The 14764-nt window shown below is 31.5% G+C and carries 15 protein-coding genes; 14 read left to right on the top strand and 1 reads right to left on the bottom strand.

The features are described from left to right. The first annotated feature begins 10 nt into the window (after positions 1-10). The 13 genes from EQ921_RS07115 to EQ921_RS07055 all read left to right on the top strand — a co-directional run bounded on the left by EQ921_RS07115 (position 11) and on the right by EQ921_RS07055 (position 14206). Positions 11-460: a T9SS type A sorting domain-containing protein gene (locus tag EQ921_RS07115; RefSeq protein WP_164875601.1), complete on the top strand. Its 450-nt coding sequence runs from the start codon at positions 11-13 to the stop codon at positions 458-460. Between the two features lie 22 nt (positions 461-482). Then, on the top strand, positions 483-7091 hold the full coding sequence (locus tag EQ921_RS07110; RefSeq protein WP_128331106.1) for an FG-GAP-like repeat-containing protein: 6609 nt from the start codon (positions 483-485) through the stop codon (positions 7089-7091). A gap of 3 nt (positions 7092-7094) precedes the next feature. Further along, a complete protein-coding gene (locus tag EQ921_RS07105) occupies positions 7095-7427 on the top strand; it encodes a DUF1493 family protein (RefSeq protein ID WP_128331105.1) in 333 nt (110 codons plus the stop codon). A gap of 165 nt (positions 7428-7592) precedes the next feature. Continuing rightward, positions 7593-8003: a polymorphic toxin type 33 domain-containing protein gene (locus tag EQ921_RS07100; RefSeq protein ID WP_221410478.1), complete on the top strand. Its 411-nt coding sequence runs from the start codon at positions 7593-7595 to the stop codon at positions 8001-8003. Positions 8004-8005: 2 nt separating this feature from the next. Beyond that, on the top strand, positions 8006-8443 hold the full coding sequence (locus EQ921_RS07095; protein WP_128331104.1) for a DUF4279 domain-containing protein: 438 nt from the start codon (positions 8006-8008) through the stop codon (positions 8441-8443). 143 nt (positions 8444-8586) lie between these two features. Next, positions 8587-9129 carry a hypothetical protein gene (locus EQ921_RS07090; RefSeq protein WP_128331103.1) on the top strand — a complete coding sequence of 181 codons (543 nt, stop codon included), beginning with the start codon at positions 8587-8589 and terminating at the stop codon, positions 9127-9129. Then, on the top strand, positions 9126-9542 hold the full coding sequence (locus tag EQ921_RS07085; RefSeq protein WP_128331102.1) for a hypothetical protein: 417 nt from the start codon (positions 9126-9128) through the stop codon (positions 9540-9542). Before EQ921_RS07090 ends, EQ921_RS07085 begins: the two co-directional genes overlap by 4 nt. A 612-nt stretch (positions 9543-10154) precedes the next feature. Further along, a complete protein-coding gene (locus tag EQ921_RS07080; RefSeq protein ID WP_128331101.1) occupies positions 10155-10730 on the top strand; it encodes a hypothetical protein in 576 nt (191 codons plus the stop codon). Positions 10731-10835: 105 nt separating this feature from the next. After that, positions 10836-11066, top strand: a complete 231-nt coding sequence (locus tag EQ921_RS07075) for a DUF1493 family protein (protein ID WP_255424448.1) — start codon at positions 10836-10838, stop codon at positions 11064-11066. A gap of 85 nt (positions 11067-11151) precedes the next feature. Then, on the top strand, positions 11152-11475 hold the full coding sequence (locus tag EQ921_RS07070) for a hypothetical protein (RefSeq protein WP_128331099.1): 324 nt from the start codon (positions 11152-11154) through the stop codon (positions 11473-11475). 503 nt (positions 11476-11978) lie between these two features. Continuing rightward, positions 11979-12392 (top strand): hypothetical protein, encoded by a 414-nt coding sequence (locus EQ921_RS07065; protein WP_128331098.1) that lies wholly within the window; start codon positions 11979-11981, stop codon positions 12390-12392. A gap of 150 nt (positions 12393-12542) precedes the next feature. Beyond that, positions 12543-13199, top strand: coding sequence for a hypothetical protein (locus EQ921_RS07060; protein WP_128331097.1), 657 nt, complete (start codon positions 12543-12545; stop codon positions 13197-13199). Positions 13200-13552: 353 nt separating this feature from the next. Beyond that, a complete protein-coding gene (locus EQ921_RS07055; RefSeq protein ID WP_128331096.1) occupies positions 13553-14206 on the top strand; it encodes a hypothetical protein in 654 nt (217 codons plus the stop codon). Between the two features lie 111 nt (positions 14207-14317). Here the strand turns inward: EQ921_RS07055 and EQ921_RS07050 are convergent, their stop codons facing one another. Next, the gene (locus EQ921_RS07050) at positions 14318-14524 is read right to left on the bottom strand and encodes a hypothetical protein (protein WP_128331095.1); all 207 of its coding nucleotides are present in this window, start codon (positions 14522-14524) and stop codon (positions 14318-14320) included. 40 nt (positions 14525-14564) lie between these two features. Between EQ921_RS07050 and EQ921_RS14740 the strand changes: the two genes are divergently transcribed. After that, positions 14565-14702, top strand: coding sequence for a hypothetical protein (locus EQ921_RS14740; RefSeq protein ID WP_164875600.1), 138 nt, complete (start codon positions 14565-14567; stop codon positions 14700-14702). Positions 14703-14764: the final 62 nt, after the last annotated feature.

Raw genomic sequence — 14764 nt, 5'->3', positions numbered from 1 at the left:
AATAATGCTTATGAAAAAAATTTACTTCCTAATATTTTCAGTTTTTGCATTTACAAATTTATATTCTCAGAAGTTAAATCTTACTTTTGAATATGATGGTGCTGGAAATCAGATTATCAGAAAGTATGTAAGTACAATCGGAATTACGACCTATAATCAGTCGCAGGAGGAGCAAGAACCCGAGGTTTCTCGTGGAGCCCGATTATCTGAAACGAAGGTACAAGTTTTCCCTAATCCTGTTCTAACTATATTAACTATTCAGTGGGAAAACAATTTATCGAATCCTGTAAAAAGGATTGAATTATTACCATATAATAGTGAAGCTATAGAAAATGTGTCTTTTAAACATTCAGAGAATAAAACTACTTTAAATATGACAGATAAAGCATCCGGGGTGTATTATTTGAAAATACATTTTACGGACGGAGTAATTGTCAATCATAAATTAATTAAAAACTAACGGACTTTAAATTTTATTTACTATGAAATTAAGAATATTTCTAGCAGTTTTACTGCTTCTACAATACCCTACGATATATTCACAAGTACTACAGAATGATGATTTGAAATCTGATGAAAGTAATAAGTTAGGTTCAGAATATCAAAATATAGAAAATAAATCTCGTGACAATAGTTCGAAAATAGATATTAAAAATGCTGGAATTGTTAATTTTGCTGATACTAAAGGAGAAATTTCAGTCTCAAACATGGGATCGGCTAGTTACGTGATACCCGTTGCGGTTCCACCGGGAGTTAAAAATATTGGGCCGCAGATCTCTTTAAGTTATAACAGCTCCTCTGATAATGGAATAGCTGGTTATGGGTGGAGTATTTCAGGAATCTCCTCAATTTCAGTGGTCTCAACACGTTTAGATTTAGACGGTTTCGTTTCGGGAGTTAGTTTTAACGAAAATATAAGATTTTCATTAGATGGTCAAAGACTTATTGTGAAGCAAGGTGAATATGGAAAACCGGGAGCGATTTATCAGACAGAAAACTATTCGAATTTAAAAATTGAATCGCTGGGTACTGCAAATTTATCCGGGAAGGAAGGAGTTAAGCCTGAATATTTTAAAGTTACGTTTCCGGATGGAACGCAAGTATTTTACGGTTCTTCGGAAGATTCAAGAGGCATTACGGAATGGTTGATTAAAAAATGGAAAGATCCGCAGGGCAATTATATTGAATATATATATGAAAAAGAGTTTAATACCATTTATATAAGTAAAATTTTTTGGGGAAAAAATGAAAATAAATCTACAGGGATTTCTAATTGTATACAGTTTTTTTATAAAGAAAGAGAACGTTCTGAATTTGCTTATGTACAAGGAATCAAACTAATAAATACCCGAATCCTGGATAAAATTGAAGTATATTCCTCCGGTGCATTATTTAAAAAATATCAGGTTACTCACGAAAAAATAAGTGGAAATTATCAAAGGGTTTCTTCTATACAAGAATTTAACAGTAAAAATCAAGCCGCTAATCCGGTTACTTTTTCCTATAATAATACTCTCAATTCATTTTCAGAATACGAAAAAGAGGAACTTGAATCAATTGATGGGTTAAGAAATATAAGATTAACTGGGGATTTTGATGGGAGTGGTTTGGTAGATGTTGTAGCTAATAACACATTGTATGTAAACATATTTGATACAATGGGGAAGAGCAAAATAGATTTATCAAAACTGGAAGGAAAACTGGCAAGCATTCCTATTCAATCTAGTATAGATGGTAAATTCAAAAGTAAACAGTCTTTTTTTAGTCTATTACACGAAGATTTTACTTCTAAATCACCTTTACATAAATTAAAAATTCAACTGTATAATTTAGAAGAAGGTAAAATGGTTAAGAAATCTGATATCAAAATTCCTTTTTCTGCTGCGAATTATAAATATGATGAATGCAGACCCAGTAGTTACTTACCGATAATTAGCGAATATTCCGTTTCTGATGACTTTGAGTATTTAGAAGGTGATTTTAATGGAGATGGAATTTCTGAAATCATAATTATTAATAAGATCTGGAATGAATCTTCATTGCTTTATTCAGGAAGAAATAAAATAGGAACATTCAGATATCCCGTTGATGGAGGAACAGGAGGAGGAACACGATGTGACAGATCGGGGAAAAGTTACAGCAAACATGCCTTTTATGTAGATTTAAATCCGGAAGTTGAACAGTTAAATCAATATAAATTAGAGTTTTTGGGTGAGAAAAATTTAGTTTTAGATTTTGATGGTGATGGTACGTCTGATTTATTAACAATAAGGAAAGGAGGATATTTTGAAATTTATTCTTTGGGAAAAGATAGTAAATTTTTTAAAGTACATAGCGGAAGAATTAGCGAATATGACGCAGAGAAACCCCTCCTATTGGGAGATTTAAATGGGGATGGGAAAACAGATATTATGATACCAGAGACTGAAGGCTCAAGCCATTGGTATGTCTATGTATCTACAGGGGAAGGGTTTGTTAAGACCAAGTATGAAAATTTCAGAGAATATAAACCTGCATGGCAGGGCCCACCATCAGCCAATAGATATAGAGCAAAACAATACCAGTTAGTAGATTTAAATAAAGACGGGAAAGCAGATTTTGTAGAATCGGAATATGAATCTTGGACGGTAAGCCCCGAAGATAGAGATGGAAGAGGCTATATCCGTTATTTTGAGAATATGGGAGGAGCAGAAAAACCTGTTTTCGGCAATATGTTGGAAAGCGTTACTCCCCGATCCAGATATGGGTATGAAGAACCTATAGCTCTTATAGTTGCCGATTATAAAAACAACGAAAAAACAGGAAACTACCTGTTTGGACAAGGTCAGCAAATTTGGAAAGGTAAGTTTAATAAGGATTTACGAAAAGAAATTCTGATAACGGAAATTTCAGAATCCGGAGGAAATATAATTACAAAAGTAGACTATGCTCCTTTAGTTCCCAATGCAAAAAATAAAGGCTTAGGTGATGCTACTGGACTTTACTTCTCTTCCGATCAAGAAGTGTATCCGTATAAAGAGATTATTCAGGTTCCTAATATGGATGTCGTAGAAAAAGTAACGGTAAGGACCGGGACCAAGTACCTGTATCAGAAATATAAATATTTTGGGTTAACAGCACATACCCAAGGGCTAGGGCTGTTAGGGTTTAAAAAAGTTGCACGTTCCAACTGGATGACGGATGAAAATATCGTGAAAGCTGAAATATGGTCAGTGGAAGAAATGTATCCCCAATTAGGAAGAAATGAAGGAGACTATTCCCCATGGATATCTTTCTGGACCTTTAAAGGGAATAACTACAATCTTATAGATACACCTCAGGATAATCAGCTCTTGTCTAAAAGATCCACGCGTTTTTACACTCAAAGATCTATATCCGGAATCATTAAAATTTTACCCGCTGATAAGTCAGAAAAGGACTACATAACCGGAAAAACAACGACCGAGAACTATCAATACGATAGTTACGGAAATCCAATTCAGACAAAAATAAATAACGGAGTTAGTACCTTCACATATAAATATACCTATGATAATAATGCGACAGGAGCCAACGAAAATTATTATATTGGAAGGCTGCTGAAAAAAGAAAGCGCAGTAACTGCATACAATGATACCTATACCTCCGAAGAAAGATTTACCTATGATAAGAACCTGATAAAACAAAGTTTCAAAAAAGGGTATAAAACAGATGAAATAGCAGAATCATACACATACGATGACTGGGGAAACCTTATTCAGAAAACAATATCTGCACCGGGAGTGTCACCACGTACCGTTAAAGATACCTACGATTCGGAAGGGCGGTTTGTTATCAGGAAAACAGATATAAATAACCTTACCGAAAACTTTATTTATAATACTTGGGGACAGGTACTGGAACATACCGATGCTTTAGGAACTAAAATACAAACGGTTTATGACGGCTGGGGGAAATTAATAAAAGTAACAACTACCGGAACCTCCGATCAACCTTTGATTACCTATACGGAATATCAAAGAACCTCAGAAGGCGGAGCAAAAATAATCAGCTTCAATAACCAGACCGGAGAATATTCGGCACTATACAAAGATGTGTACGGGCGGGATATCAAAGCTACGACCAAAGGTTTTGCTTCGGGAACCTATGTCTCTAAAGAGACGGTTTACGATGTACTGGGTAGAAAGCTAAAAGAAAGCGAACCGTATTTTGAGAGCGAGGGAAGTCCCGCCTATTGGAACCTAACCGAATATGACGAGCTGAGTAGACCCGTAAAACAAACTCTGTTTACCGGTAAGGTAAATACAATTTCCTATAAAGGACTCTCTGTTACCACATCCGATGGGGTGAAAAAGAAAACCCTAACCAAAGATGCCAATGGTAATACCATAAAAGTGGATGATAATGGCGAAACCATAACCTATACTTATTATGCCAATGGTACCCCTAAAACTTCCAACTATGCAGGACATATCATCACGACCCAACAGGATGGATGGGGCCGTAAGACCTATTTGCATGATCCGGCAGTAAGCACGCAACCGTATACTTATTCTTATAATAACTACGGAGAGCAAATTACGGAAACCACACCGGATGGAACTACGACTTATACCTATTCACCTATGGGTAAGGTGCTTACCAAAAGAATAACAGGTTCCCATACACAGGTAACCGTGAGCTATGAATACTCGGATAAAGGATTGCTTTTAAAAGAAACAGGAACGGCAAATGGACAGGCTTATACTAATGTGTATAACTACGATACGTTCTATCGGTTAAAAAATACAAGGGAAATAACGCCTCAGGCTGCTTATTTTAAAGAATTTACTTACGACCCATTAGGAAGGACTCAGACAGAGAAAGTTACAACTACTTTAGGGAAGCAGGTTTCAGCAATTACGGTTCAAAATTCATATAACCTGTATAATGGGATTTTAGATAAAAAAACACATGCAGAAAGTGGAAAAATTCTTTGGCAGCTCATCGGCATGAATGAAAGAATGCAGGTGTTAAACGCCCAATTAGGCAACGGAATAACCATTAAAAATACGATTGACGGTGCCGGGTTTATTACGAAAACAGAACAAAAAGGAGAACTGTCTGCACCTTTAGTAGCATCGTATAATTTTGAATGGAAAAGAGGAACTCTTACCTCCAGGCACAATCAATACTACAACTGGAACGAGAGGTTTACCTATGATTCCTTTGACCGCTTGGTTTCCTGGTCGGATCCATCCGGTGTAAATTCTAATAGCTATGCCCCAGATGGACGGATTACCAGCAATTCTCAGGTAGGAGAATATAACTATGTTACTTCTTCCCGATATAAAAAGTCTTCTATAAATCTAAATAATGCTGGAAAAAGCTATTATGAGAAAAAGTCCACACAGCAAATTACGTATAATATATTTAAAAATCCGGTTCAGATTACAGAAGGACAGGAAAAAGTAATTTTCGAATACAATATTCACAATAGCCGTACTCAGGCAGAGGTTAGCACTGGGAACATGATACATACACGTAAATATTATTCAGATGATAAACAGGTAGAAATTATTTCCGATAAAGAGGGAACGAAAATAATTACCTATATTTCAGGTACGCCGTACGACGCTCCGGCTATATGGGTTACCCGGTTTACAACCTCCGGGTCAAAATCCGAAGAAGGAATATATTACCTGCATCGCGATTATCAGGGGACTATTCTTGCAATAAGCAATGAAAAAGGGCAAACTATAGAACGCCGATTATTTGATCCTTGGGGGAAAGTGATGAAGGTTACCGATAAAAACGGGAATACACAATCTGTGAATGCTCAGTTTGGGTTTATGGATCGCGGATATACAGGTCATGAACATTTTTTTACCGTAGGGCTTATACATATGAACGGACGTATGTATGATCCTATATTGAAACAGTTTCTTTCGCCGGATAACTTTATACAGGAAGCTTTTAATTCTCAAAATTATAATCGTTATGGCTATGTTTTAAATAATCCGTTGATGTATACAGATCCTTCCGGTGAAGAATTTACTCTTGCCGGATTAGCAATAGCGGCAGGGATAGGTGCTCTTATTGGAGGAGCAACCTATACTGCCTATGCCTTATATACAGATACCTTTAGTTGGAGTGGTTTTGTAAATAATGTAATTTTAGGTGGTGTCGCAGGAACAGTATCTTATGGGATAGGAACTTTAACAGAAATGTTTAAAACGGGTATATGTTCTGCAACTCAAACACTAACAGCAACTCAAATTAATATTATAAGCTCCGGAGTTGGAGCAAGTTTACATGCCATATCTCAAGGGGTAATCGTAGGAATTTCAGGAGGAGATGTATTAAGCGGAATGTCCAGTGGAGGGATTTCCAGCTTGGTAGCCTCAGCCGTAGGGTTAGGAGGTGCAGCAGCAGGAATTAATGGATCTAAAACTTTTGGAACCCTATTTTTTGGCACCTTGAGCGGAGGTTTCGGTTCTGCCTTAACCGGGGGTAATTTCTGGCAAGGAGCCGCAACAGGTTTAGTGGTTAGTGGATTGAATCACGCGATGCATACAGATTCACCGGATAATGGATATGAAAAAGATGAGAATGGAGGATATAAGCAGATAAATAATAATGGAGGAGATAGTATGGATTATTTATATGAAAATGGGGAAGTTATAGAAACCAGAGTCCCCTTTCAAACAGGAGGTGAAGTTTCCAAAAACAGAACCTATGGCGTACTAGCCAATACAGGAACTGGAGGAGCTTTGTATGATCCTAGTTGGGATATGTTTCAGATTTATGTCGGATTTGGTGAAATAAAAGTAGGATTTAATTTAATTAGAATGGGAAGTACTAAAATTCTTAAATCTTCTGTAGGTATAAGAGTTGTTTTAGGGGCCTCTAAAGAAACTTTAAAATCTTCTGTTTATTTTGAGCAATTAATAGGTAGTAGAAGTATTAATATAATGGGAATAAAATCGTTGCCAACTTTATATGGTAAAGCCTCTACTTGGGGTACTTTTTATGGGAGAAATTCTTTGCTTATTGGAGGTGCAATGCTTTGGCATGGTACTAATACTTTATATAATAAGACAATGAATTTATATAACAAATTTAGTTTTTAGAATATGAATGCTTCAGATTTAAGTAATAAAGTTATTAAATTCTTTAAAAATAAATTAGGGATAAAGAATATTACTTTATCAAGTAATATAGCAGATCCTAAGTATTCTCTCTTTGATTTAGATGCAGAATATGTTATGGAAGAATATTTTAAGGAGTTTTCTATTAATTATTCTAATTTTATTATAGATAAATATTTTCAATATCCCGATTATTCTTGGAAATTATTAATTAAGAAAATATTAAATCGAAAGATTGTATATCCTACAAAGCCACCTCTAACTATAGGGCATTTAATTAAAGTAGCAGAAAAAGGAGAATGGTTTGAACCGGAATAATGAATATTTTATACTATATATGAGGAACCTTGAGCAGGGGGCAAGCCTTAACTAATGAGGGCGGAGCGTTAAAAAAGTCTGGTAGATATTTTTAGCGAACGAGCCAGTCTCTCGCGTGGGAGGCAGGGCGCCGTAACAGGTTTAGTGGTTAGTGGATTGAATCATGTGGTACATAAGATAGAAAAGATAACTTTTCTAGAAAATACTGGAGGAGATCCCAATCCTAACAGAAATTGGAGACAGGATAAACTTTTATCAAAAGGAGAAATAGAAAAATTGCAAGAAGCCGGATGGGATCATAGTGATAAAGGAAAAGGGGGTGGAAAAAAGGATTTATATAAAGATAAAGAGGGGAATGTATATGAAAAACCTAAAGGAGGGAATGGTCCGGGAGAATGGACTGGACATAATTTAAATAATTTATCTACAAGTTCTTTATTAAATAAAATGGGAGGAGATGGATTATTAAAAATAATGGAGAAGGCAGCAGGGAGTTTAATTAGAGTACCCGTAATACCAGAAATTATTTTTATGATGTTAGATGATGGTCTAAATAATAAGCAATTAATGTTATAGCAATGAAAAAAGAATATAAAAATAAAATTCATTTTGATTTTAGTATATGGAATTATGAAGATATTACCCATAAAGAAATCACTCATATACTAAGAATTATACCCTCAAAAGTTTATGTAAAAGGAGAACGAATAAATCCTGAAAATCCAAAGATATCAAAACAAAACGGATGGATATTAAAAAGTTCATTAGATAAATACGGTTCTTTTGAAGATCAGCTAAATGTTATGTTAGACTTGTTAGAGCCGAAAATAGAAGAATTACAAATGCTAAGTGAAAAGCATAAATGCGAGTTTGAATTTTCATTAGCTATATTTATACTAAATCAAAATGAAAGTACTCCCTGGGTACATCTAAATAAAAGGTATAATGATTTTATACGAAAGGTAGATGTAGAGTTTGATTTTGATATATATTACCCACCAGAAGATGAGGAATAAAAATAAAATTTTTGATTAAAAAACAATTGATTTAATGTTATTAAATCTAGATAATTTATGAGAATATTCTTCAAGTTGCGAGCAACCGCAGGAATTAAGGAATTAATGGATCTAAAACTTTTGGAACCCTTTTTTTTGGCACCTTGAGTGGCGGTTTCGGTTCTGTCTTGACTAACGGCAATTTCTGGCAGGGCGCCGCAACCGGTTTAGTGGTTAGTGGATTGAATCATGTGACACATAGAGAAAAAATAGCAGTAGGGAACCTTGATAATAGTAACGACGGAGATGAGCCTAAATTTTTTGATAGATTAAAAAGTCATTATGAGGGTAAAACACAAAAAACAATTAACCTAACAGAAGAAGAATTTTTATATTTAGTTTCAAAAGGAAAAGTGGATTATGCAAACGCAACCCTGATAGATGCTAAAAATAATGTTTACCAAGCCTCAATAAATTTTTATGATTCGGGCTTTGATTTAGCAAATTCATTTGGTAGAGCTACCATTACATATAGAGAGATAAATGGAAAAATTTTGTTTCGATCATTTTATGATAAATACGATTTTGATCCAAAACCTTGGGGAACGAGGACTGTTTTTAACGAGATAAAAACACGAACATATAATATTTATTCGAGCGGAAAAGCTTTTGAAATTAAATTTAATCAAGATTATTTACGAAAATGAAAAATAATAAAATAATTATTATGTTATTTTTAATCGGAATTTTAATAATAACAATATTTGCGCTATATAATTTTTTTTCTAGTGATAAATCGGTAATAGATAAAAATTTTGATGTAGATTTTCATAATTTTAAATTACAGAAAGTAAAAGAAAAGGAAGAATGGTCTCCTAATGGAGATGGTATAAAAATTCAAGTGTTTGAATTTAAAAATTGGGATAAAACAAATATTAATGGATTAGAGAGTCTTCCTGTTAAATACAATTTACCACCAAATGAAATTCCCAGAGAATTTATAAACAATACAAATGGTTATTATAAATGTATCATAAATAAAGAAGATAATAGAAATTTTGACATTTTAATAATTGATACTTTAAAGAAAAAAATATGTGTCTATTATCAAATAATGTAGTCAAATACAAGGAAGTTTTTGTTTATAGGAGTATCTACAGCAGGTGGAGAGGTATGGAAAAATAGGAAACTATATTTAAATAAAAAAGATGTGTAATTATATTATTCAGAATTTAATTTTTATACTATTTTTAGGAATCTATTTTTTGTTCTTTTTAAAAAAAAGAATGGATTATTGGTTATTCATATTTAAAATTCGAAAAGATAAAAATTATAAACCTAAGAATATATTTGATTCTACATTAGATACCTTAGGATGGCAATTTTTTATTTTCTCAAATATATTCACCATAGTATATTTTTTTAATAAAGAGGGAGTTTTGACGGATATTTTTAAAATTTTTGGGATAATAATATGTAATAAAAATTAAATGCTATTTGATTAATAAGAATGATTTAATAGTATAATGACTTCTGCTATAGTGGTCAATGGATCTAAAACTTTTGGAACCCTTTTTTTGGCACCTTGAGTGGCGGTTTTGGTTCCGCCTTAACCGGTGAGGACGGAGCGTAAAAAAAATGTCTGGTAGACATTTTTAGCGAACGAGCCAGTCTCTCGCGTGGGAGGCATGGCGCCGTAACAGGTTTAGTGGTTAGTGGATTGAATCACGCGATGCATACAGATTCACCGGATAATGGATATGAAAAAGATGAGAATGGAGGATATAAGCAGATAAATAATAATGGAGGAGATAGTATGGATTATTTATATGAAAATGGGGAAGTTGTAGAAACCAGAGTACCCTTTCAAACAGGAGGAGAAGTTTCTTACAACAGAACCTATGGCGTACTAGCCAATACAGGAACAGGAGGAACTTTGTATGATCCTAGTTGGGATATGTTTCAGATTTATGCCGGATTTGGTGAGATAAAAGCAGGATTGACGCTTGCAAAAATGGGTTTAACAACTATACCTAAAACATCAATTAAAAATATCAGAGCTATGAATGTTGGTGATGCATCTAAAGTAGCTAATAAGGCTACGGTCTATTTTACTAAGAAACTTCAATCAAATGGGATAAAAAAATATAGTCTTACAAGATATCCATGGAAGAATAGAGGATGGTATACTGTAAGTGGGGTGTTATCTAAAAATTTAGCAACATTTCTTGGTAGAAATGCTTCTTTGATAGGAGGAGGAATAATGATAGATGGAATACATAGAGTTTACAAACGATTTACATTTTAGAATATAAGTATGAAAGAAAGAGTAATTTCATTTTTTAAAGATAAAATTGGAGTGTAGGAACTAGTATCTTCTTCTAATATAGCAGATCCATACTTATTTCAGGTTTTGGGTACAGATGCAATAGAAATAATGAACTTATTCTTTGAAAAATTTAATATTAATAGTGAGGGATTTGATGAATTTAATTTTTTTCAAGGAGATCCAATAATAACATGGAATTATTTTATAAATCAAATAGTAAAAAGAAAAAAATATGACTATCCATTAAAACCTCCTTTAACTATAGGACATTTAATTAAAGTGGCAGAAAAAGAAGAATGGTTTGAACCGGAATAAAGAAAGATTTTTTGAGCCAGATTGTTGTGCATGAGAGGGAAGCTATTTACTATAAGAAAAAAAGGACATCTAAAATAGGGGAATAATGAAGAGATTATATAAATTATATAAAATTGCTATTATTATGTTAGCTTTTAGTTCTTGTAATAGTGATAAGATAAATGAAAAAATTCTGATAAAAAGGAGTAATGATTACTTTACCAAAAAAAAGATAGATGTTCATAACTTTAAATGTAAATACTACATTAGAACTAATGAAAAGGTAGGATATACGCACTATGTTTTGAAATATTATAATGTGATAAATAATGATAGTTTGATTATTTGGTTTACCTTAGATGATGAAGCAGGCTATTTTGTAGAAGGGAATGATAATTTTTACAGATATGTAAGAAAAACAGAACAATAAGTTCTATTTTTTCACCTTACAAAACCGCTACATTTTTATTAAAGAAGTCTTTTAAATTTTTTCTTTGTGAGCGTTTTTCCCACAAGTCTAAAGATGGTTTTTTTTCACGGTAAAAGAAAACCACTCTTTTCTTATAAAATGCATACCTTTATAATTAGCGGGCAAGCATAGATAAAAAAATGAAAAAACAAGTTGGAAGTTATTTTAAAAGTAGTTTATATATATTGGTTAATTGCAGTATCTATTTTATTGCATTTTTTATAATCAATAGTGCTATTGATTGGCATTCTTATACTGTTTTAGATAGCCTGATTTATCCAGTATATATTTATATCATAAGTGCTTTTCTTAATATAGCATTTTTATTTTTTCTATTTAAAAAGGATAAAATAGTGAAATATTTAATATTTGTAAATGGTATAATTATAATGATACTTTTTTTAATATTAATTTATATTTATTAATATTTTATGTGTATTAAAAAAATAAGTTATCAAACGATTATGAAAGAATTATCTTTTATATTTTTAATGATCATTGTCTTATTTTCATGTAGTGAAATAAGTACAGATGAGGCATTACATCATGTTAAAAAAAATACAATTAAATTACTGGAACAGAATAATTTAAATGGAGATAAATTTAAAGTAGAGATTGATTCATCAGAATTAAAAATTCCTAAAGATTTTTTTAAAAGAGTAGATAGTAAAACACAATTAATTATACCTATGGTTATAGGTTATAAAAAAGATTCCATGTATTTGAAATATTTTTTATCTAAAGATGATTTTGAAGATAATTTTTTAAGTGTACAAGTATCTCCTAAATTGTATAATCTTATAGATTCTTCACAGAGTAAAAGGCAGGTACCTGTTTATAAAGGATTTGGAGGAGTGTATATTAAAGTTATTGAATAAAAATTAAGTAACTTAATGTAGCCTCCTGCAAAAATCGATACAAATAATAAATACAATTTTAATATGAGTAGATAGCTATGCTAGCATTAGAAAATTGGATGTTACAAGAAATAAGTGGCACCACTCATAACACGATTAAATCATTAGGAAATGTTAAGATTAAATAAAATATCGTTACTCATATTGTTTTTTCTCAGTGGATGTGAAAAAAAAGAAAATTATAATCTGAATGAAGAAATAGAGACGTCGTATAAATATATTAAAAGAGATTCTTTACTTCAAGTAACCTTATTTAATTATTCAAATAATAAATATTTTTTAATACCAGTATTAATTGAAGATATAAAGTATAACAATAGCTTAAATAGTGAATTACTTGCCGGACATTTTAGTGTCATGTTAACCCGTGTTGAAGGGGAGAGTAGTATTTATTATAGAAAAAAACTTAATTTATTAATGGATTCAATTATGATACGAGTCAATTACAAAAAATATTTTCCTGATATGAGAAAACAAGATTCTTTATATTATTTTAATAGATTAATTAATATTGATTCCAAAAAGAATATTAAACTATTTTATAAATTATCAATGGATAAGTATAAGCAAAAACATATAAATGGTAAAATATATATGTTGAATTTTTTTAATGAACTAAAAAATAATAGAATAAAAGGACAAAAAAATTCTGATAATTTTTACAAAGGAATGAAAGAATTACAACTAAAAAATTATTTAATCTATGATAATAAGTTAAAGACTGAAGATACACTTTACTTAGAAAATGAAAATATATTTATTAAATAAAAAAATCTTGTAATTTTAAGCTGTTAGTGATAGAAGAATTCTAGCATTTTTACAGAAATTCCATTTTTTAAGAGTATTAATAGTTTAGTGATCCTAGAGGTAGGGATCGGTGCAGCAATAGCAGTATTGCATATAATTCATTTAATAGAAGTTAGGTCAATAAAAGAAAAAACAAGTTGGAAGTTTTTTTAATAGTATTTTGCCTTTTTCTGCTTCTTTGGGTTTTAGGAAATTGATTTAAGAAAACACAGTGAATAGAGATTTATTAGGTGCTTCTAGTCAAATAGCAGAAGAATATCCTAAGTTATATAATTCGATTAAAATATTGAAAAGGATAATAAAATTTTAATAAAATGAAAAACATTATATATTATATAATTTTACCTTTAATAATAGTTTCTTGCATAAGAAAAGAAGCAAATACTAAAAATGATCAGGAAGGGATAGAAATGATAGCTACTTTCAATAAAAAAGATACAGTTCTAACTATAGAATATGTTAATAAAACAGATACCAATTATTATTTTATAGGAAATAGGTTTTCTTTCGTTGATAAAAAAAATACAGGCTATTTTTTTTATCCTGTATTAAGTAGAAAAATTAATAGACTTGAAGGATATGAATCACTATTTAGTTTTTCTAAAATAGAAGGCTCATATGATTTGTTAAGTATGATAACATTAAATAAAAAGATAGATTCAATCTATCCATCTCGATGTAATTATGTTCCTGAAAATAACTATGGAATAGGTAATGATAGTATATTAATTTGTTTATTTGACGGTATTTGTATTAAGAAAAAGAGTAAAGTAGCTTTATTGTATAAATTTAGTCATAATGGAGATATTTTAAATAATCAATTTGAATATGCCGTACGTTCTGAGATGTCTAGAGACTCTGTTCTAAAGCATAGATTGAAAGCTTTAGAAAATATGAAGTTACAAGGATATTATCCCTATAAAAAAGATGTTTATATAAGAGATACTCTAAAAGTTAAGTATGATTAAAATAATAAACAGATAATTATTTTATTTATGATAATGTGTGTATGACTAAAGATACACTTTATTTAGAAAATGAAAATATATTTTTTTAAAGAGTATTGGTAGTTTGTAGATCTAAGCCGTAGGGTTAGGAGGTGCAGCAGCAGGAATTAATGGTTCTAAAACTTTTGGAACCCTGTTTTTTGGAACGTTAAGTGGAGGTTTCGGTTCCGCCTTAACCGGTGAGGGCGGAGCGTAAAGAAAATGTCTGGTAGACATTTTTAGCGAACGGGTCAGTCTTACGCGTGGGAGGCAGGACGCTGCAACAGGTTTAGTTGACAATTTAGTTCATCAGGCTAGTCAGAAAATGACATATCAATTCTTGAAAACAAATGGTTGGTTGGGTTTAGGTTTACGTGGACAAGAACTTTTAAGTAATATAAAAAATGTTTTCACAGATTCTGTTGAAGTAGGTTTATACGACAAAATAAAATTTTTAGGAAGCATAAAAATAAAATGACGTTACATAGTATAAAATATTTTATAATATTATTGATTTTTTCTCATGTGATAAATATTATC

This window comes from Apibacter sp. HY039 (assembly GCF_004023655.1).
Taxonomy (GTDB): Bacteria; Bacteroidota; Bacteroidia; order Flavobacteriales; family Weeksellaceae; genus Apibacter; species Apibacter raozihei.
The sequence above is the reverse complement of the archived record's forward strand: the minus strand, read 5'-3'. Positions and strand labels throughout refer to the sequence as shown.